Source organism: Streptomyces sp. CC224B (assembly GCF_030010595.1).
GTDB lineage: Bacteria > Actinomycetota > Actinomycetes > Streptomycetales > Streptomycetaceae > Streptomyces > Streptomyces longispororuber.
On sequence record NZ_JASCXL010000064.1, the window covers coordinates 36,597 to 56,294 of the forward strand.

The 19,698-nt window shown below is 73.2% G+C and carries 15 protein-coding genes; 8 read left to right on the forward strand and 7 right to left on the reverse strand.

Annotation, left to right across the window (positions count from 1 at the left end):
* Nucleotides 1–19: 19 nt before the first annotated feature.
* Entirely contained in the window at nucleotides 20–1,147 is a 1,128-nt protein-coding gene (locus QK440_RS24735) for a glutamate--cysteine ligase (protein ID WP_282795395.1), read from the reverse strand.
* A 144-nt stretch (nucleotides 1,148–1,291) separates the two neighbouring features.
* On the opposite strand from QK440_RS24735, the gene QK440_RS24740 reads away from it, so the two are divergent.
* Both QK440_RS24740 and QK440_RS24745 read left to right on the forward strand, forming a co-directional pair.
* Nucleotides 1,292–2,257, forward strand: a complete 966-nt coding sequence (locus QK440_RS24740) for an LLM class F420-dependent oxidoreductase (protein ID WP_282795396.1) — start codon at nucleotides 1,292–1,294, stop codon at nucleotides 2,255–2,257.
* Between the two features lie 37 nt (nucleotides 2,258–2,294).
* Nucleotides 2,295–2,723 (forward strand): hypothetical protein, encoded by a 429-nt coding sequence (locus QK440_RS24745; RefSeq protein WP_282795397.1) that lies wholly within the window; start codon nucleotides 2,295–2,297, stop codon nucleotides 2,721–2,723.
* Between the two features lie 156 nt (nucleotides 2,724–2,879).
* Here QK440_RS24745 and QK440_RS24750 read toward each other — a convergent pair whose 3' ends face one another.
* Together QK440_RS24750 and QK440_RS24755 are read right to left on the reverse strand one after the other, a co-directional pair.
* Nucleotides 2,880–3,797, reverse strand: a complete 918-nt coding sequence (locus QK440_RS24750; RefSeq protein ID WP_282795398.1) for a glutaminase — start codon at nucleotides 3,795–3,797, stop codon at nucleotides 2,880–2,882.
* A gap of 218 nt (nucleotides 3,798–4,015) precedes the next feature.
* On the reverse strand, nucleotides 4,016–5,026 hold the full coding sequence (locus QK440_RS24755) for a RimK family alpha-L-glutamate ligase (protein ID WP_282795399.1): 1,011 nt from the start codon (nucleotides 5,024–5,026) through the stop codon (nucleotides 4,016–4,018).
* A 201-nt stretch (nucleotides 5,027–5,227) separates the two neighbouring features.
* Here QK440_RS24755 and QK440_RS24760 point away from each other — a divergent pair, with 201 nt between their 5' ends.
* Nucleotides 5,228–5,638 (forward strand): VOC family protein, encoded by a 411-nt coding sequence (locus tag QK440_RS24760; RefSeq protein WP_282795400.1) that lies wholly within the window; start codon nucleotides 5,228–5,230, stop codon nucleotides 5,636–5,638.
* 127 nt (nucleotides 5,639–5,765) lie between these two features.
* On the opposite strand, the gene QK440_RS24765 is transcribed toward QK440_RS24760, so the two are convergent.
* A complete protein-coding gene (locus QK440_RS24765) occupies nucleotides 5,766–6,275 on the reverse strand; it encodes a DUF5949 family protein (RefSeq protein ID WP_282795401.1) in 510 nt (169 codons plus the stop codon).
* Nucleotides 6,276–6,456: 181 nt separating this feature from the next.
* A complete protein-coding gene (locus tag QK440_RS24770) occupies nucleotides 6,457–7,800 on the reverse strand; it encodes a hypothetical protein (RefSeq protein ID WP_282795402.1) in 1,344 nt (447 codons plus the stop codon).
* A 417-nt stretch (nucleotides 7,801–8,217) separates the two neighbouring features.
* Between QK440_RS24770 and QK440_RS24775 the strand changes: the two genes are divergently transcribed.
* Complete coding sequence (locus QK440_RS24775; RefSeq protein ID WP_282795411.1) at nucleotides 8,218–12,501, forward strand: HAMP domain-containing protein; 4,284 nt, start codon at nucleotides 8,218–8,220, stop codon at nucleotides 12,499–12,501.
* Nucleotides 12,498–15,140 carry a SpoIIE family protein phosphatase gene (locus tag QK440_RS24780; protein WP_282795403.1) on the forward strand — a complete coding sequence of 881 codons (2,643 nt, stop codon included), beginning with the start codon at nucleotides 12,498–12,500 and terminating at the stop codon, nucleotides 15,138–15,140. Before QK440_RS24775 ends, QK440_RS24780 begins: the two co-directional genes overlap by 4 nt.
* A 74-nt stretch (nucleotides 15,141–15,214) precedes the next feature.
* Here the strand turns inward: QK440_RS24780 and QK440_RS24785 are convergent, their stop codons facing one another.
* Nucleotides 15,215–15,688 (reverse strand): ATP-binding protein, encoded by a 474-nt coding sequence (locus QK440_RS24785; RefSeq protein ID WP_282795404.1) that lies wholly within the window; start codon nucleotides 15,686–15,688, stop codon nucleotides 15,215–15,217.
* Nucleotides 15,689–16,026: 338 nt separating this feature from the next.
* On the opposite strand from QK440_RS24785, the gene QK440_RS24790 reads away from it, so the two are divergent.
* A complete protein-coding gene (locus tag QK440_RS24790) occupies nucleotides 16,027–16,404 on the forward strand; it encodes a nuclear transport factor 2 family protein (protein ID WP_282795405.1) in 378 nt (125 codons plus the stop codon).
* 122 nt (nucleotides 16,405–16,526) lie between these two features.
* Here the strand turns inward: QK440_RS24790 and QK440_RS24795 are convergent, their stop codons facing one another.
* Complete coding sequence (locus QK440_RS24795; protein WP_282795406.1) at nucleotides 16,527–18,143, reverse strand: hypothetical protein; 1,617 nt, start codon at nucleotides 18,141–18,143, stop codon at nucleotides 16,527–16,529.
* A 429-nt stretch (nucleotides 18,144–18,572) separates the two neighbouring features.
* Between QK440_RS24795 and QK440_RS24800 the strand changes: the two genes are divergently transcribed.
* A complete protein-coding gene (locus QK440_RS24800; RefSeq protein ID WP_282795407.1) occupies nucleotides 18,573–19,121 on the forward strand; it encodes a phosphatase PAP2 family protein in 549 nt (182 codons plus the stop codon).
* A 174-nt stretch (nucleotides 19,122–19,295) separates the two neighbouring features.
* On the forward strand, nucleotides 19,296–19,625 hold the full coding sequence (locus QK440_RS24805) for a YkvA family protein (protein WP_282795408.1): 330 nt from the start codon (nucleotides 19,296–19,298) through the stop codon (nucleotides 19,623–19,625).
* Nucleotides 19,626–19,698 lie beyond the last annotated feature (73 nt).

Genomic DNA, 19,698 nt, shown 5'->3' on the forward strand with positions numbered 1-19,698 from the left:
GAGGCGGGGCCTCAGGCCCTCAGGCCTGGGTGCGGCGGACGCACTCCGCGACGACCGCGCTCAGGCTGCCCGTCCGCTCCAGCAGTTCCCGCTGGAAACGGGCCCCCGTGCCCTGCTTCAGCAGCCGCTTCGTCTGCTCGCGCACCGCCGCCAGGTCACCGCTGTCCTCCAGGGCCTCGGACACGTGGTCGAGCAGGGCGTGCACCACCTCGTCGCTCGGCGTGGGCCGCATGGTCAGCGGGTGCAGGAGGACGTCGTCGAGGCCGGAGCGCGCGGCCCGCCAGGCGGCGAGCCGCAGCAGGCTGACGCCGTGGCCGACCGGGGGCCGGCCCGCGCGCCACTCCCGCGCGGCCGTCTCGACCAGTGCCCGCGCGAGCGTGGCGATGAGGACGGTCGTGGAGGCGTCCAGGCAGACGTCCGCGACGCGGATCTCGACGGTGGGGTAGCGGTGGGAGAGCCGGGCGTCGAAGTAGACCATGCCGCGGTCGTGCAGCACCCCGGTGGCCACCATGTCGCTGACCTGCTGCTCGTACCGGTCGGCGGAGCCGAACACCTCGGTGGGGCCCGCCATGGGCCAGCGCCCCCAGACCCGGCTGCGGTAGCTGGCGTACCGGCTGTCCTTGCCCTGCCAGAACGGCGAGTTGGCGCTCAGCGCGACCAGGACGGCCAGCCAGGGCCGGATCCGGTCCACGACCGCCACGCCCTCCTCGTCGGACTCGACGGAGACGTGGACGTGGCAGCCGCAGGTGAGCTGCTCCTGGGTGGTGAGGCCGAACTGCTCCTCCATCCACTGGTAGCGCCCGCCCACGTTGACCGAGGGGCTCGCGGGCAGCGGCGAGGTGGCGAGGGCGGCCACCGAGGCGCCCAGGTCCCCCGCGTGCCGGGCCGCCTCCGCGCGCCACCGGACGATCTCGGCGGAGAGTCTGTCCATGTCCGACTGGGGCTGCGTGGCGAACTCGATCTGGTGGGCCTGCAGCTCCTTCTCGAACGTCTCGTCCTCGGCGTCCTGGCCGCCCTCGCCCTCGGAGCCGGGGCTCCCGGCGGAGTCCCTGGCGGCTCGTGCCACAACGGCCGTGGCCAGCGCCTTGGGCTCGCCACTCGCATGGTCGAGCAGGAGCAGTTCTTCCTCAACGCCAACGGTACGCACGTGATGCCGCCTTTCTGGGCTGTCTTTTCCGGGGAGAGTCGCGCCCCGGGGGTACCCGGTACCCCGACACGGCGGGTGCAGCCGTTCCGGCCCGTGCTTACCGTCACACGTTTGAGTCCCCGCAGGAAGGCAAATGCGTACTCTATGGTGCAAATCGGCTACACGATGATGACTGAGCAGGCAGGTCCCCTTTCCCTCGTCGAGCACGTGGTGGCCGCGGAGCGGGCCGGCTTCGACTTCTCGGTGACCTCCGACCACTATTTCCCGTGGCTCGAGTCCCAGGGGCACGCCCCCTACGCGTGGGGTGTCCTCGGCGCCGCCGCGCAGGCGACCTCGCGGATCCCGCTGATGACGTACGTGACCTGCCCGACGGTCCGCTACCACCCCGCGGTGGTGGCCCAGAAGGCCGCCACGATGCAGTTGCTCTCCGAGGGGCGCTTCCGGCTCGGCCTCGGCAGCGGCGAGAACCTGAACGAGCACGTGGTCGGCGCGGGATGGCCGTCGCCGCAGGTCCGCATCGAGATGCTGGAGGAAGCGGTCGAGATCATCCGCGCGCTCTTCAAGGGTGACAACGTCAACCACCAGGGCACCCACTTCGACGTCTCGAACGCCCGGCTGTGGGACCTGCCCGACGAGGCGCCGCCCATCGGCGTCGCCGTCTCCGGCGGACGTTCCTGCGCGCTCGCGGGCCGCCTCGCCGACCTGGTGATCGCCACCGAGCCCAAGGCGGAGCTGCTGGAGGCGTTCGACCGGCACGGTGGGCGCGGCAAGCCGCGGGTGGGCCAGCTGCCGGTCTGCTACGACACCGACAAGGACGCGGCGATCGCCCGTGCCCACGACCAGTTCCGCTGGTTCGCCGGCGGCTGGCCGGTCAACTCCGAGCTGCCGGGGCCGTCCGGGTTCGCCGGCGCCACCCAGTTCGTCACGCGGGAGGACGTGGCGCAGCAGATCCCGTGCGGCGACAACGTGGACGACTTCGTCGAGGCCGTGCGGCCCTACGCCGAGGCGGGCTTCACGGAGATCGCCCTCGTCCAGGTCGGCGGCGACCACCAGCTGCCGTTCATCGACTGGGCCGAGCGCGAGCTCCTGCCCGCCCTGCGCGAACTGTGACGACCCGCCGGCCCCTCATGAGCTCTGGGAGGACAACATGAACGACACACAGGACACCGTGCCCGGCGACGCCGAGTCCCCGTCCCCGGACCTGGTCCAGGTGGTGCTCGGCGAGTGCTCGCCCGCGGACGCGGACGCCGTCTTCGGCGTGCTGCGCGAGCACTTCGACTCCGACCGCGGCGGCGACGCGCCGCACCAGACCGACGAGACCGAGCAGGAGCGCCGCCCCGCGGTGTGGACCGGCGCCTTCCGCGCCCCGCGCACCCCGGACTCCGTCTCCGGCGTACTGCTCTCGGGCCCCGTGACCGCCGATCTCCAGGGCGGACCACAGGCCGTCGGGCACGTCCAGGCGACCCTGGGGTCGGCCTTCGACGTGTCGGTGCAGGGCAAGGCCTCCGGCGACCAGGAGGTGGAGGTCCAGCTACGGCTCACGGGCGCCGACCGCGGCCGGCCCGGCCCCGGCTGACCGGTACCGACGCGTGCGGCGCCCGCTCCGGCGCGGCGGTACGACGCCGGGCGCCGGGCACGTCCGGCGCCCGGCGTCGGCATATCGACACCTCAGTGCATCGACACACCGGTACGTCGGTACGTCGGTACGCCAGCGCGTCGGTACGCCAGCCCGTCAGAAGACCGACATCCCCGTGAGCGTGGTGAAGCGGTCGAGGGCCGCGACGCCCGCCACGGAGTTGCCCCGCTGGTCGAGCCCCGGGCTCCACACGCACAGGGTGCAGCGCCCGGGCACGACCGCGATGATGCCGCCGCCCACGCCGCTCTTGCCGGGCAGGCCCACGCGGTAGGCGAAGTCCCCGGCGGCGTCGTAGGTGCCGCAGGTCAGCATGACGGCGTTGACCTGCTTCGCCTTGCTGCGGCTGAGCAGGGTGGAGCCGTCGGCCCGTATGCCGTGCCGGGCCAGGAACCCCGCGGCCAGCGCCAGGTCCGCGCAGGACGCCTCGACGGAGCACTGGCGGAAGTACTGCTCCAGGAGCGCGGGCACCGGGTTGGCGATGTTGCCGTACGACGCCATGAAATGGGCCAGGGCGGCGTTGCGGTCGCCGTGCGCGCTCTCGCTGGCGGCGACGTTCTCGTCGAAGGTGAGGTCCGGGTTGCCGGACTCGGCGCGCAGGAAGTCCCGCAGCGTTCCGGCCGCGTCACCGGTCAGGGCGTGCAGACGGTCGGTGACGACGAGGGCCCCGGCGTTGATGAACGGGTTGCGGGGGATGCCGTGCTCGTACTCGAGCTGCACCAGGGAGTTGAACGGGTTGCCCGACGGTTCGCGGCCCACGTGCTCCCACAGCAGCTCGCCCTCCAGGGAGAGGTCGAGGGCGAGGGTGAAGACCTTGGTGATGGACTGGGTGGAGAAGGGGTGCTGCCAGTCTCCGACGCCGTACACCGTGCCGTCGAGTTCGGCCACCGCCATCCCGAACCGCCGCGGGTCCGCCGACGCCAGCGCCGGGATGTAGTCGGCCGGCCGGCCGCGGCCCGGCAGAGCCTGGATCTCGGCGGCGATGCGGTCCAGGACGGGCTGGAGGGAGGGGGGCACGTGGGCTTGCTCCGTGTTCGTGCGGTAATGCGGTGAGGCGTCCGCTGTACCTTAATACCTCACCGTGATCTTGGGTCCCGCGGTCCCGCCGGGGCAGCGCGCCGCGACCCCCGAGCAGCTCGGCAGCGGGACGCCGGGTTCTGGGTACGGTGCGGGGCCTGGCGCCGGCGTCGCACCGCCCGACCCGGCTGTGACGCGAGGCGCGCGCGGGAGCCGGGTCACCCCTTGGTGCCGTACGCCCCCTGGGCGCGGTGCCCCGCTCCGTGCGCCGCCGGAGCGCGGCGGCCCGAGCGCTCGCGGTCGGCGAGACGGCGCGCGAGGCACGCGGTGATGGCCGGGGCGACCGCGGTCATGAAGGGGCGCCAGCCGGGGACGGCGTTCACCTCGCAGACGGTGTAGGTGTCCTCGCCCGCGAACAGCAGGTCCACCCCGGCGATGTCCAGACCCACGGCCGCGGCGGCGCGTACCGCCAGCTCCTCCGCCCGCGGGTAGCGGCCCGGGCAGGGGGTGGCGGAGCCGCCCTGGGCGATGTTGGCGGCGAGGGCGTCCCCGCCGGAGGTGTGCAGCACCGTGTCCACGGGCTCGCCGTCCACCACGACCACGCGCAGGCAGCGGCCGTGCGAGGGCGCCACCAGCTCCTGGAAGAGGAACGGCGCGTCCTGCTGGAGGCTCCCGGCCACCTGGCGCAGCAGCCGGGCGTCGGGCGCGAGGAAGACCTGCCCGCCCCGGGAGCCCCGCACCGACTTCACCACGCAGGGCGCCCGCAGATGGCTGCTGCGCACGACGCCTTCGAGCGGCGCGGTCGCGTACGACAGCGTGTCCGGCACCGGCAGCCCCGCCAGGGCCAGCTCCTGGAGCTGCCAGACCTTGTTGCGGCTGTTGAGCTGGGCGTCGACGGAGTTCACCAGCGTGCTGCCCATGCGCTCCAGGTGCCGCAGCAGCGTCACCTCGCGGTCGTCGCGCATGGGCCCGGCGACCTGGCGTACGCACACCACCTCGGGCGCGGGCAGGTCGGCACCGCCCAGGGTGCGCAGCACCAACCGCCCGTCCTGGACGCCGAAGAGCAGCTCGTCGGTGTGCCAGACCGCGAAGCGGCTGCCGTAGGCGGCGGTCAGCGCGGTGGCGAGCTCGCGGGTGGACCGGCGCAGCGCGGTGGGGTGCTGCACCACCAGCATCCACACGTCGGCGGGTGCCGGGATGACCGGCCGGGAACGGTCCTGTACGTCCACACGAGCTCCTCGTCGCTGGCGCCGCCGGGGAACGCGGCGGCCGGAAGGAGCCAGTCTCACAGGTCGCCGCGCGCGGTGTCATGGCGGTCGGAACCCACCGCTCCGGCTGACTCCCCGTACAGGCCGTACGTCACCGGTCACGCTCGCACCGGTCAGGATCGAAGAAGCGCGGGCCGCACCACCGTGCCTAGCGTGCGGGCCATGGACGTCACCATCCACGCGAGCTTCCTGCCGCACTCCGACCCGGACGCCTCCCTGGCCTTCTACCGCGACTCCCTCGGATTCGAGGTCCGCAACGACGTGGCCATCGACGGCGAACGCTGGATCACGGTCGGCCCGGCCGACCGGCCCGGCACCCACATCGTTCTGGAGCCGCCGGGCACGGACCCCGGTGTCACCCCGGACGAGCGCCGCACCATCACGGAGATGATGGCCAAGGGCACCTACGCCACCATCGTGCTGGCCACCGACGACCTCGACGCCTGCTTCGCGCGGGTGCGGGCCGGCGGCGCCGACGTGGCCCAGGAGCCCACCGACCAGCCGTACGGCGTGCGCGACTGCGCCTTCCGCGACCCGGCGGGCAACCTGGTCCGCATCCAGGAATGCCGCTGAACCCCCCCTCCCGCGCCCGGCGCCGACGGGGACGTGTCCCGGCGCGACAGCGCCCCGGGGGCGCGGACGGATATCCGTCCGCGCCCCCGGGGCGCGTGGGACCGGTCGTGCGTACCGGGTACGGACCTCAGGTACGGACCCTGCGGACCGGCAGCAGGCAGCGGGCGCTGGTCGGCACCATCCGCTCGTCCGAGACGAACGCGCGCAGTTCCTCGGCACTGACCGGCTCGCCCTGCACGGCCTCGGGGAACGGGCGCACCGAGCAGATCAGGTGGGCCTGGCCGCTCTCCTGCGCCGCCTGCTGCCACTGCGGGGAGACCGGGCACTGCACCTGGAGGAAGGGCATGTTCAGCGCCGCCTGACCGGCCTCGACCAGCAGCGTGATGGGGGAGCGGCCGACGCGGGTCAGGTCCGTGCCGCCCGAGCCGACCGTGAGACCGGCCTTCTCCAGCTCGGCCCGCAGCGCCTCCGCGCCCGCCTCCGGCCCGTCGCGGCCGTCCCCGCGGGAACACACGAGCAGGAACGGCGTCACGGCGTCGCCGGAGTCGGGCGCGGGCTCGTTGGCCCAGGGGATGACGATGAGGGTGCCCAGGAGGGAGCCCTGCTGCTCTGGCTTCACGGCGGTGGAAGAGGTCATGGCCTCGGAGCGTAGTGACGCCTGCCCCCTCCTCCGGGTGCATCTCCACCCGTTCGGCCCTGCCTGAGCTGCCGAATTCACCGGGCAAGGTGTACGGCCGCGGTCATGTTCGGCCCCGCCCGCCCGGCGCGCCCGCTCGCCGCCCCTCCCGCCCCCGCCCTGCCGGAGACCGCGGGTCCCGTCAGCGCTGCGGTGTGGTGCCGGGCCGGAACGTCACGTGCGCGCCGTAGGAGAAGCCCGCGCCGCCGACCGTGTTGCCGGTGACCGCGACGTCGCTCACCGGTGAGACGAACCCGGCCGTGTCCGCGTTCACCCGCACCGCGTCGCGCCGGGCCCCGGAAGCGCCCGCCGCCACCGTCACGCGGTTGTCGACGATGTCGACGCCCGCGACGGGGTTCGGGGCGACCGGGACCGGCGGCCGGTCGGTCGTCCGCGCCGTCAGGGAGCTGACGTAGACGCCGCCGCAACTGTCGTTGACCGTGTTGCCGCGCACGGTGACGGCGGTGGTGTTCATCACGCCGACGGCGTCCCACTTGGCGCCGTCGACGACGTTGCCCTCGATCAGGACGCGCGCGTGCACCTGACCGGCCTTCTCGCCACCGGTGTGCGAGCCGACCAGCTTCGCCCAGGAGGGCTGGGAGCCGGACGCGCCCGCGTAGTTGCGCAGCACCCGTACGTCCACGGTCGGCGTGCCGTCGCTCGCGCCGGCCCAGGTGTTGCCGGAGAGGGGCAGGTCGAGCTGGATCGCCTCGCCGTGCCAGAGGCCCTGCGTCGGGTCCTCCACCCAGCCCTTGAAGAAGCAGTCACGGACCACGCCCCGGCGCACGGCGTTGAGCTCGACCGCGTGCCACCACTTGACGTTCCAGACCGTCACGTCCGCGCCCTCGACGTCCTGGGTGTGGACGAAGGTCAGCACGTTCATCGGCGGGGCCTTGTCGGCGCGGGCCCTGGCCTCGCCCGAGTCCTGCCAGACCCAGGCCGACACGGGGTCCCACTCGCCGCCCTTGACCATGATGTTCCCGGGGGCCGCGTAGCCCTTCGTGGCGGGACCGGGGACGTGGTTGATCAGCATGGTGGCGGCCTTGGCCCCGCTGACGGCGGGCGCGGTGAACGCGCCCTCAGCGTCGGTCTCGTACACCGGCGTCGGCGAGTGCTGGTTCTTCCGGTCCAGCGTGTACGTCCGGGCGGTGGTGCCGAACTTGGCCACGAACCGGGCACCGGACGCGTCCAGCACGGTGTTGCCGCCGATCACCAGGGTGTTGAGCAGGGTGTAGGTGGGGACGCCCTCGTACCCGGCCTTCACGATGATCCGGCCCTTGCCGTCGACGCCGTGCGGGCCCGCGATGCCGGCCGCCGCGTCGTCCAGGGCCTTGCGCAGCGCGCGGACGTGGGCCGCCTCGCCCGTGACGGACGGGTTCACGCCCGCCGCGTCGGCCCGCGCCGGCGACGCCGCGCTCCCCAGGACCGTGGCGGCTCCGGCCGCCGCTCCACCGCGCAACAACCCCCGGCGACTGACCCCGGCCATGCCCGCCCCGTCTCCCGGCTCCCGGCCGCGCCTCGTTCGATCACCAGTACGACAATGTGAGGACTGTACGGCACCCCCGGCGGGGCCGACACGGAGTGACCCGCGGAGTGATCTTCCGCACCCGCGAGGCGCCGGGGACCCGCCCCTGGCCGCGCCCCTCAAGCCGCCGGACGGCGCGCCCCCTTGCACACGCCGGGCGCGGACCGGCGTTGACGCGCGGTGCGATTCCAAGATTCGATTATCTCCCCGCCGGACGGACTAGTCTTGGACCTATTGCCACACGGCAATGGTTCAACATTGAGACAACCACGCAGGACCGCCTGTCCCCGGGCGTGCCCGCTGATGCGTTCTTCGTTGTCGGATCTGAGTGGAACGAGGCTGGACATGGCTGAGGCGCCGGTTGGCGGTTCGAATGCGGTGCCGCGGGCGCGGTCTACCCGGGGCACCAAGGTGGGTGAAGCCGAACTGCGGCAGCTCCTGGCCGGTTTGACGGCGGTGCGCGACGGGGACTTCGGCACCCGGCTGCCGGACGAGGGCGACGGGCTGATCGGCGAGATCGCCACCGTCTTCAACGGCATGGTGGACCAACTGTCGCTGTTCACGTCCGAAGTGACGCGCGTCGCGCGGGAGGTCGGCACCGAGGGGACGCTCGGCGGCCAGGCGGAGGTGCCGGGCGTCTCCGGCACGTGGGCCGACCTCACCGACTCGGTCAACGCCATGGCGGGCAACCTCACCACGCAGGTCCGCGACATCGCGCAGGTGGCCACGGCCGTCGCCAAGGGCGACCTGTCGCAGAAGATCGACGTGGACGCGCGCGGCGAGATCCTGGAGCTGAAGGACACCGTCAACACGATGGTGGACCAGCTCTCCGCGTTCGCCGACGAGGTCACGCGCGTCGCCCGAGAGGTCGGCAGCGAGGGGCAGTTGGGCGGCCAGGCCGAGGTGCCGGGCGTCGGCGGCGTCTGGCGGGACCTGACCGACTCCGTGAACTTCATGGCGGGCAACCTCACCGCCCAGGTCCGCAACATCGCGCAGGTCACGACGGCGGTGGCCAAGGGCGACCTGTCGCAGAAGATCACCGTGACCGCGCGCGGGGAGATCCTGGAGCTGAAGAACACCATCAACACGATGGTGGACCAGCTCTCCGCGTTCGCCGACGAGGTGACCCGCGTCGCCCGGGAAGTGGGCACCGAGGGGAGACTCGGCGGACAGGCGGACGTCAAGGGGGTGTCGGGCACCTGGCGGGACCTGACCGACTCCGTGAACTTCATGGCCGGCAACCTCACGGCCCAGGTCCGGTCCATCGCGCAGGTGGCCACCGCGGTCGCCGAGGGCGACCTGTCGCAGAAGATCCGCGTGGACGCGCGCGGCGAGATCTCGGAGCTGAAGAACACCATCAACACGATGGTGGACCAGCTCTCCGCGTTCGCCGACGAGGTCACCCGCGTCGCCCGCGAGGTCGGCACCGAGGGCAACCTCGGCGGCCAGGCCACCGTCCGCGGCGTCTCCGGTACCTGGAAGGACCTGACCGACAACGTCAACGTGATGGCCTCCAACCTCACGGGCCAGGTGCGTTCCATCGCGCAGGTCGCCACCGCGGTGGCGCGCGGCGACCTCTCACAGAAGATCACCGTCGAGGCGAAGGGCGAGGTCGCCGCGCTCGCCGGTGTGATCAACACCATGGTGGACACCCTCTCGGCGTTCGCCGACGAGGTCACCCGCGTGGCCCGCGAGGTCGGCACCGAGGGCCAGCTCGGCGGGCAGGCGCGGGTCGCCAACGTCGCCGGCACCTGGAAGGACCTCACCGACAACGTCAACTCCATGGCGAACAACCTGACCGGCCAGGTGCGCAACATCGCCCTCGTCACCACGGCCGTCGCCAACGGCGACCTGTCGAAGAAGATCGACGTGGACGCGCGCGGCGAGATCCTGGAGCTGAAGACCACGATCAACACGATGGTCGACCAGCTCTCCTCGTTCGCCCGCGAGGTGACCCGCGTCGCCCGCGAGGTCGGCAGCGAGGGACGCCTGGGCGGCCAGGCCGAGGTCGAGGGCGTCTCCGGCACCTGGAAGCGCCTGACCGAGAACGTCAACGAGCTGGCCGGCAACCTGACCCGCCAGGTCCGCGCCATCGCCGAGGTCGCGAGCGCCGTCGCCGAGGGCGACCTCACCCGCTCCATCACCGTGGACGCCTCCGGCGAGGTCGCCGAGCTCAAGGACAACATCAACACCATGGTCGAGTCGCTCCGCGAGACGACCAGGGCCAACCAGGAACAGGACTGGCTGAAGTCCAACCTGGCGCGGATCTCCAGCCTCATGCAGGGGCACCGGGACCTCGCCATGGTGGCGGAGCTGGTGATGGACGAGCTGACCCCGCTGGTGTCCGCCCAGTACGGGGCCTTCTACCTCGCCGAGGAGACCCGCGGGGGCACCGAGCTGACCCTGGTCGGCTCCTACGGCCGCCCTGCCGACTTCACCGGCCACAGCCGCTTCAAGCTCGGCGAGTCCCTGGTCGGCCAGGCCGCGCGCAGCCGGCGGACGATCGCCGCCGACCACGTGCCCAGCGGCTACGTCAGCATCTCCTCCGGTCTCGGGCAGTGCGCGCCCAACAGCCTCGTGGTGCTGCCCATCGTCGTCGAGGAACAGGTCCTCGGCGTGATCGAACTGGGCTCCTTCACCCCCTTCACGGCGGTGCACCGCGACTTCCTCGAACAGCTGATGGAGACGCTCGGCGTCAACCTCAACACGATCGTCGCCAACGCGCGCACCGACGAGCTCCTGGACGAGTCGCAGCGGCTCACCTCCGAACTCCAGGCCCGGTCGGAGGAGTTGCAGGTGCAGCAGGACGAACTGCAGCGCTCCAACGCCGAACTGGAGGAGAAGGCCGCCCTGCTGGTCGCCCAGAACCGCGACATCGAGACCAAGAACCTGGAGATCGACCAGACGCGCCAGGAACTGGAGGCCCGGGCGCAGCAGTTGGCGCTGGCGTCCAAGTACAAGTCCGAATTCCTCGCCAACATGAGCCACGAGCTGCGCACCCCGCTGAACAGCCTGCTCATCCTGGCGCAGCTCCTGGCCCAGAACCCCACGCGCAACCTCACCGCGAAGCAGGTCGAGTACGCGGGCATCATCCACTCCGCCGGGTCCGACCTGCTCCAGCTCATCAACGACATCCTGGACCTGTCCAAGGTCGAGGCCGGCAAGATGGACGTCAACCTCGAACCGGTCGCCCTGCGGCAGCTCGTGGACTACGTGGAGGCCACCTTCCGGCCGCTGACCACGCAGAAGAACCTCGACTTCACCATCAGCACCGCTCCCGGCATCCCGACGGACCTGCTGACCGACGACTCGCGGCTGCGGCAGGTGCTGCGCAACCTGCTGTCCAACGCGGTCAAGTTCACCGACCGGGGCAGTGTCGAACTCCGCGTCGAGAAGGCCACCGACGCGGAGCTGCCGCCCTCCATGGGCCGCGTCGACGCGGTGCTGGCCTTCCGCGTCAAGGACACGGGCATCGGCATCGCCGAGCAGCACCTGGAGGCCATCTTCGGCGCCTTCCAGCAGGCCGACGGCACCACGAGCCGCAAGTACGGCGGCACCGGCCTCGGGCTCTCCATCAGCCGGGAGATCGCGCACCTGCTCGGCGGCGCGGTCACGGCCGAGAGCACACCGGGCCAGGGCAGCACCTTCACCCTGTACCTGCCGGTGGCGGGGGCGAGCCCGTACGCCGCCGCGCACGAACCGCTCGCGCCGGCCGCGCCGGGCCGTACCGTCGCCCTCGCCAGCAGCGGTCAGACGGCCGAGCGCCCGGCCCTCACGGCCCGGCCGAAGCGCCGGCTCCTCGTCGTCGAGGAACGCTCCCGCGGCCTGCTGTCCCTCGTGGCCGAGAACGCGGGCGCCGACGTCTCGGGCAACCAGGACCTGCCCCTGCGCACGGCCGACATCGAGATCATCACCGCCGTGGGCGCCCAGGAAGCGGCCGAGAGCCTGGCCGAGGGCCCGTTCCACTGCGTGGTCCTCGAACTGGACATGCCCGAGGACGAGGCCCTGCGCTTCCTCGCCGCCATGGACGGTGACGCCGCCGTCACGACCGTGCCGGTCCTCGCCCACAACAGCCGCCGCCTGGACCGCGCCCAGGAGAGACAACTGCAGTCCATGGCCAGCACCCGGCCGCTGGAGCTGATCAGCAGCCTGGACGAGCTGCGCGAGCGCATCGCCCTGCACCTGTCCGCCGAGAAGCCCGGGGACGCCCTGCCCCTGGTGCGCCCCGAGGAAGCGCGCAAGCAGCCGCCGCAGTCCGTCGACGGCAGCCTCGCGGGCCACACCGTGCTCGTGGTGGACGACGACGCGCGCAACCTGTACGCGATCAGCGGCATCCTGGAGATGCACGGCATGAAGGTCCTGCACGCCGACAACGGCCGCAAGGCCCTCGACATGCTCCGCGAGCACGCGGACATCGACCTGATCCTGATGGACGTGATGATGCCGGAGATGGACGGCTACGCCGCGACGTCCGCGATCCGGCAGGACCCGGCGCACGCCCATCTGCCCATCATCGCGGTGACGGCCAAGGCCATGCCCGGCGACCGGGAGAAGAGCCTGACCTCGGGGGCGAGCGACTACGTCACCAAGCCCGTGGACGCCAACGACCTGGTCGCCTGCATGGGGCGCTGGCTGGACACGGACCGGGGTCAGCGGCTGTGAGTACTCCTGACCTGCCGAAGGACCCCGCCGGGACCACCGGCCCCCGGCACCTGCCGACACCGGGCGATACGGAGACCGCCGGTCTGCCGCACCCCCGGGCGGGGGACCGCGCCGCGGAGGCCGCCGGCCCGCCGCGCCCGCCGGAGGACCCCGCGGGAGACGGCGACCTGCCCGTGCCCGCCGGGCAGGACCCGGGGGAGCTGTCCGTCCCGGAGCCCCCGGCACCGGAGCCGTCCGCCGAGCCGGCGGACGTCGTACCGGCGGACGGCCCGCCGGTTCCCGCGGCCGGGACCCGGGACACCTCCGGCCTGGGCCGCCTGGCCGCCACCGTGGAGCGGCTGCACGCCGAGATCCGCGCCGCGCAGGCGGCCGCCGACGGCCGCGCCCTGATCGAGCTCGCCAAGGGCGTGCTCATCGAGCGGCTCCAGTGCGGCCCGACCGCGGCCGCGCAGCAACTGGCCGGCCTGGCCGCCGAGTCCGGCGTCTCGGAACTGGAGCTGGCGGCCGACATCATCAACCAGGCGGCCCACGACCAGGTCGCCGAGGTCACCGAGGAGTTCGTCCGCAGGACCAGCGGCGACGCGGGCGCCCCGGCGGACGACACCCCGATCGGCGTGCGCCTGCGCACCGCCGAGAGCGGCGCGCTGGCCTCACGGGACACCCAGGCGGTCGCCGAGTCCCTCCTCGAGCACGCCCTGGAGCCCCTGGGAGCCGTGGCCGTCGCGGTCTGGACGGCCGGCCCCGACGCCTCGCTGACCCTGGCCGGACACGCGGGCTTCCCGCCGGACGAGGCCGCGCGCTGGCACTACGTTCCACCGGGCGTGTCCACCCTGGCCCGCCAGGCCCTCGGCGAACGCCAGGCCGTACGGGTCACGTCGCTGGCCTCGGCGGCGCTGCCGTCCATCGGCGGTGCGCTGCACCGCGACGGCGGCCGGGTGGCGGTGCCCGCCGGCACGGGCGGCCGCATCCACGGCATCCTCGAGATCTGCTGGGCCGAGCCCCTGGAGCCGCAGCCACCGCAGATCATGCGCCAGATCGACGCCCTGGCGGAGCTGTGCGCGCACACCCTCGACAACCGCCCCGCGCCGGGGGCCTCGCTCGCGGCGCGGACCTGGTCGGCCGAGCCGGCCGACTCCGAGCTGGTGAACCTGGCGGAGGGGCTCTACGACCCCGCCCTGGTGCTCACCCCGTTCGTCAGGGCCGACGGGGAACTCGCCGACTTCCGCATCCACCACGTCAACAGCTACTTCGTCGACCCCGCGGGGCGCCCCCGCAGTGCCGTCGCCGGGGCGATGCTGCTGGAGGCGTACCCCATGGCGGTCGGCGGCGGCGACCTCTTCGACAAGATCGCGCACGTCTACGCGACCGGGGAGCCGTTCCGCGCCCGGCGCTTCACCCTCACCTCCCTGGTCGGCCAGGTGCCCCTGGACACCACCGCCGACATCAGCGTCAGCCGCCACGGCAGCAGCGTCCTGCTCATCTGGCGCGTCGAGGACGAGACGGCACGCCTGGCCAACCTCCTGCAGCACGCCCAACGCCTCGGCCAGATAGGGGGATTCGAGGAGAACACCGTCACGGGCGAGATCGTCTGGAACGACCAGCTCTTCGACCTCTACGGCAGCCCCCGCCACACCAGCCCCGTACCGCTGGAGGCACTGACGTCGCACACGCACCCGGACGACGCCGCCACCGTCCGCCGCTTCCTGCGCACCGTGCTGCACCACCGCCGTCCGGCCTCGGCGGCCTTCCGCCTGGCACGGCCCGACGGCGTCACCCGGCACATGCGCGTCATCGCCGAGCCCGTCCTCGACGCCGAGCACAAGCTCCAGGCCGTACGCGGCGCCTACCAGGACATCTCCGCGCAGCACTGGACGGAGGTCGCGCTGGCCGCGACCCGCGACCAGCTGGCCCACACCGAGCAGCAGGCCGTCGAGCGCAACCGTCTGACCCTGCAGCTCCAGCACGCCATCATGCCGCCCGCGCAGGCCCCGCTGGACAGCGCCGACCTGCGGGTCGCCGTGCGCTACCGCCCGGCGGAGTCCGAGTCCATGGTCGGCGGTGACTGGTACGACGCCGTCGTCCTGCCCTCGCAGCAGATCCTGCTGTGCGTGGGCGACGTCGCCGGGCACGGCATCGAGGCCGCCACCAGCATGGTGGTGCTGCGCAACGCCATGCGCGGCCTGGCCGTCACCGGCGCGGGCCCGGCCCAACTCCTCTCCTGGCTGAACACCGTGGCGCACTACCTGACCGACCGCGTCACCGCCACGGCCGTCTGCGGACTGTACGACCCGGCGCGGCGCACGCTGCGCTGGGCGCGGGCGGGCCACCTGCCGCCCGTCCTGATCCGGGGACAGCGGGCGACGGAGCTCCGGGCCGTCAGCGGCATCCTCCTCGGCGCCGTCTCCGAGGCCGCCTACGAGGAGGAGGAGCTGGTCATGGAGCCCGACGACATCCTGCTGATGTACACCGACGGCCTGGTGGAACGCAGGGGGGAGTCGGTGGAGGACTCCCTGGCCCAACTCCTCACCACGGCCCGGCTGCCGACCACCACGCTGGAGCAGCGCCTCGAAGGCCTCCTCACCCACAGCAAGTCCGACACCGACGACGACACCTGTCTGATCGGCATCCAGGTCATGTGACGCCCGGCCGCCGGTGTCCCGCCGTACGCGACGGCGGGACACCGGCGGCCGGACCGCGGCCGTCGGCCGCCAGGTCAGACGGTGGGCCGCGTGTCGCCGCCGGGGCGCTCGGAAAGGGCGATCCTGGCCGTGATGCGCTTGCCGACCGGCTCCTGCTCCACGAAGAGGCTCTCGGCGACGGCCTTGACGATCTCCAGGCCGTGCTGGCCGATCCTGCCGGGATCGACGGCCCGGGCCGAAGGGACGGCCGGGTCGCTGTCCCACACCACGACGTCCACGGCCCGGGCGGTGAGGCGCAGCTCCATCAGGACGGGGCCGGGGGCGTACTTGTACGCGTTGGTCACCAACTCGCTGACCACCAACGGGACGAGGTCCCTGGCGCGTGACGATATGGGCAGGCGGTGGGTGGCGCTCGCCTCGTCGAGGAAGGCGGTGGCGCGATGGCGGGCGCTCGCGATGCACCCGTCGTCGCCGGCCAGGGCGAGCCCGGCACGCATCAATTGCTCATCGGTCGCCGTACAGCCTTGCGCTTCGGCACGCGATCCCATCGGCTTCGCCCCCACTCCCCGTTCACGTGCCCCCTGTTACCCCACACGCCGCCACACATGCGCCGTGACGTACCTCACTGTTCCATGTCCCTTCCCGGCAGCGACAGGAGCACCACAGGGACGGGAGAGGCGTACGACGCCTCCCCGCCGGTGTCCCGCAGTGTCCCCGTGGTCGCTCGCAAGCGCCTCGAGCGGGTCGGGATCGAGCCCGGCCCGGCTCGCTCGCGCTCCCCTCCCGTACGGAGCTTCACCACGGCGGCGGCACGCGGACGCGCCCCCGGACGCGCCTGGAGGCCGCCTCCGCCGCCAGGCGGCGGGGACACTGATATGACTGGTGCATGCAGGAAGAGACCGCACGCGCAGCGATCGACATGTTCATCTCCGCGTTCAACACCTCGGACGACAGCTATGTCCCGGCGCTGCTCTCCCAGGCCCTGACCTCGGACGTGGTCTTCTGGGGACCGTTGGGCCGCAGCGAGGGCGTCGAGGCGGTCGAGCGATTCGTACGGGACATCCGGCGCCACCCGGCGGGGACCGGCACGATGGCGCGCTGCTCGGCGGTGGACATGCCGGACGAGTGGGCGCGGTACCGGTGGACCTTCACCACTCCGGACGACGGCCCCCGCCTGACGGGGACGGACGTCGTCCACCTGCGGCGGAACCTCATCGACCAGATCATCGTCTTCGCGGGAGAGATCGAGCCGTCCGCTGCCTGAACCGGCCTCGCTCTTCGGTGGTCTCCACCCCGCCCGGTACCGGGTGCGGCGGGCGGCCGACCGGGGTGCCCGGAGGCCGCCGCGCACGCCCGCGCCGCCGCGCGTGTGCCCGTGCCGCCGCGCTACAGCAGCCCTCCGAGCGGCAGGACGCGCTCGCTGAGCCGTCCGCACAACCGGCCCGCCGAGATCTCGGCCTCGGCGAACCAGTCGGCGGCCAGCAGGAGTTCGACCTGCTCGGTGACCCGGTCGGGCGGCAGGGCGCAGAACGCGGCCACTCGGTCCAGGTCGAGCCCGCCGTCGTCGGCGTGGCCGAGGCGGCCGTCGAAGCCGGTGTGGGCGGCGGTGTAGAGGGCGATGAGCCGGGTGGCGGGACCGCCCTTCTTCTTGCGGATCTTCCGGTCGCCCACGACCTTCTGGGCCCAGCCGGAGAGCCTCGCGCGGGTGGTCTTGCCGAAGCCGAACGGGCGGGGCCGGTCGGGCAGCAGCGCGGGAACGGTGATGAGTGTGGGGTCCTCGGGCCGTGAGTCCAGCGCGTCGGCGACGTCATCGGGCAGCCGCAGCCAGTCGGCCTCGACCAACTGCTCGAGGACCCGCTCGGCGTCCTTGTGGAGCCAGCCGGACAGGTCCTGGCCGGTGACGTTCCCGGTGCCGGCGCGTGCGGCCCGCAGCGTGAGCATGAGCACCGCGAGGCGCGCCTCGGGCCCCGGGCACGGGGTGTGCGCGGCGACGTGGTCAAGCACTGCGCGGGCGTGCGCCGCCTGGGTGCGGGTCAGGAGCCGCTCCACCACGGGCACGCCGTCCGGCGCGTCGGCGGGCTGGCCGGTGCGGTTCTCGTGCATCTCCCGCGTGGTTTCGGCCGCCTTCTCGGCGCGCTCCGCCTCCTCGCGCAGGGTGTCGTCGCCGCTCACGTCGGCCCAGAGGGCGAACGCGCGGGCCTTGCGTTCGTGGAGGGCGGCGAGGAGGGCGAGGTCGGGTTCGGGGCGCTTCTGGTAGGCGCGGAACGCGTCGCCGAGCTCGGTGAGTTCCCGGCGCAGGGCCTCGGGTTCGAGGTCGTCGGGCACGAGGCGCTGCGCGATCTTCCCCCGTCGCTTCGGCCGCCGGGCCGGAGAGGCCGATGAGACGGCGCGGGCCTGGGGGACCCGGGCCGGAGCACCGGCGGGGGCGGGGACGGTGCCGGTGGGGGAGGCGCCGCAGTCGGAGAACAGCGCCGCCATGCCACCCGCCGCTCCGTTCCCCGGTGCCGCCTGCTCCTCGGGCTTGCGCGCCGCCCGGTCCGCCGCGGCGTGGCCGCCGCGGGACGGGGGCGGGGCGGTGTCCAGGACGCGGCAGTCGGCGGTGGCGGCCGCGCAGCGCGCGCACGTCTCCGCGACGCGCCACAGCCGTCCGGCCCGGTCCGCGTACACGGTCAGCACCACGGGCCCGCCGCACCGCCCCGCCGGCGGGCGCGCCCCGCCGGAGCCGGGGGAGTGCCACGCGCAGTCGACGGCGCGGCAGGCGCACCAGGCGTCGCCCCGCGGCCCGCCTTCCTCGCGGACGCGCGCCAGATGCGCGTTCACGTGCGCGATCGCGGCCTTCCGGGCCGCCGCGGCACCGTCGGGGAAGTGCTGGTCGGCGCAGGCCGGACGGGAGCAGGACAGTCTCACCGCACCGGCGGCGAGGCGGCCGTGGGGGTCCAGGCGCACCGTCCACACCCGTCCTGCGACGCGCTCGGTCTCCTGCGTGCCAGTCTCCACCGCCATGGTGCGTCCTTCCAGCGTCTCTTGACCCGTGCGTCACCGCGGGCGTCGCCCATCACCGTGACGCAGACCGTCCGGACCGGTGGCGCAGCCCCGGCCCGCTGTTCCCTGTTGGGTCATTGCATACATCGGGTCCCGCGGAAAGTGGGCCACATACTCGAACGCTGTACCCCAATCGGTGAACGCCACGTTCGAAATGAGGCGGAGTGCGCCCCCCCATCGGTACGCGGACACAAACCCCTCCCACCGGCGGTGCCGTTCACCGGGACGTGGGGCCACTGGCTCCGGCGAACGGCACCGGCGACGCTCACGTCGGGGGTGTGTACGCGGGGCACCGCCGGGCGGCCGGAGCGCCGGTGGGCACGGAGGCTGATCGAACGACGTGGCCGATGGTGAGGCATGTACCGGCACACCACGGGATACATGCAGCTCATGAGCTTGCTGGCACAGATTCATCGGGCGGACCGGCGGCTGACCCAGCGGGTCGCCGCCGGTGCCTCGCCCCGCGTGCACCGCGCGCTGTCGGCCGTGGAGGAGATGGCGGAGGGCACCAAGCTGTGGTGCGGTGCCGCCGTGGTGATGGCCTGGACGGGCGGTCGCCGCGGGCGTACGGCCGCCGTGGCGGGCCTGGCCTCGGTGGCCGTCGCCCAGCTCGTCTCCAACGGCGTGTGCAAGCAGCTCGTCGACCGCCGCCGGCCGCCCAAGGACTGGATCCCCCACGACGAGGTCGACGACCGCCCCGACTCCCCCTCCTTCCCCTCCGGGCACACCGCGGCCGCCGTCGCCTTCACCGCCGCCGTCGTCCCGACCTGGCCGCTGCCCGGGGGCCTGTGCGCGATCCCCGCCGCCATGGTGGCCGTCGAACGCGTCCAGTCCGGCGCCCACTACCCCAGCGACGTCACCGCCGGTGCCGTCCTCGGCCTCGCCAGCGCCTGGTTCACGCGCCGCGTCCCCCGCCTCGTCCTGCGCCTGTGGCTCTAGTGTCCAGGGACGGTCTCCCGGCGTGGGCACCGCCAGGAGGAGCGGCCGTACCGCAGCGCCCGTCGGGCGGCACGGGCCGCCGCCTCGCGTACGCCGTGAGCCGCCGGGGTACCCGTCACGCGACAGGCAGCCCTGCGCCACGGGGCACCCGGGCCGGACAGCCGGAGGCGGACCATGAGTGACCAGAACTGGCCGGTGGCGCTGATCGTGGTCGTGGCGCTGGTGCTCGTGGTGGCGGCAGGCGTCGCGCTCGTGCTGTTCCTGCGGCTCCTGCGTGCCCGGCGCCTGCTGCGCGACGCGGGTATCCCGGTGGAGAACAAGCTGGCCTTCTGGGGCGCCCTGATCTATGTGATCTCCCCGGTGGACCTGCTCCCGGACCCCGTCTACCTGGACGACATCGGCGTCCTGCTGCTCGCCCTGCGCTCCCTGCACACGGCGGCGCTGCGCGCGGGCCGGCCCGGCCGGACCGCCTCGAAAGAGGCCTCCCCGCCGGGTCGGGGCTAGGGCGTTTCCTTCGGATCACCGCGCGGACCAGATGAAGATGGCGGCGAGGTGGAGTCCGGCCAGGTAGATGGTC

Excerpts from the sequence above, each read along its gene's own strand:
- QK440_RS24790 (WP_282795405.1), top strand. The coding sequence starts at position 16,027 with ATGCAGGAAGAGACCGCACGCGCAGCGATCGACATGTTCATCTCCGCG.
- QK440_RS24765 (WP_282795401.1), bottom strand. The coding sequence starts at position 6,275 with ATGACCTCTTCCACCGCCGTGAAGCCAGAGCAGCAGGGCTCCCTCCTG.
- QK440_RS24800 (WP_282795407.1), top strand. The coding sequence starts at position 18,573 with ATGAGCTTGCTGGCACAGATTCATCGGGCGGACCGGCGGCTGACCCAG.
- QK440_RS24745 (WP_282795397.1), top strand. The coding sequence starts at position 2,295 with ATGAACGACACACAGGACACCGTGCCCGGCGACGCCGAGTCCCCGTCC.
- QK440_RS24760 (WP_282795400.1), top strand. The coding sequence starts at position 5,228 with ATGGACGTCACCATCCACGCGAGCTTCCTGCCGCACTCCGACCCGGAC.
- QK440_RS24785 (WP_282795404.1), bottom strand. The coding sequence starts at position 15,688 with ATGGGATCGCGTGCCGAAGCGCAAGGCTGTACGGCGACCGATGAGCAA.
- QK440_RS24740 (WP_282795396.1), top strand. The coding sequence starts at position 1,292 with ATGGTGCAAATCGGCTACACGATGATGACTGAGCAGGCAGGTCCCCTT.
- QK440_RS24770 (WP_282795402.1), bottom strand. The coding sequence starts at position 7,800 with ATGGCCGGGGTCAGTCGCCGGGGGTTGTTGCGCGGTGGAGCGGCGGCC.
- QK440_RS24805 (WP_282795408.1), top strand. The coding sequence starts at position 19,296 with ATGAGTGACCAGAACTGGCCGGTGGCGCTGATCGTGGTCGTGGCGCTG.
- QK440_RS24795 (WP_282795406.1), bottom strand. The coding sequence starts at position 18,143 with ATGGCGGTGGAGACTGGCACGCAGGAGACCGAGCGCGTCGCAGGACGG.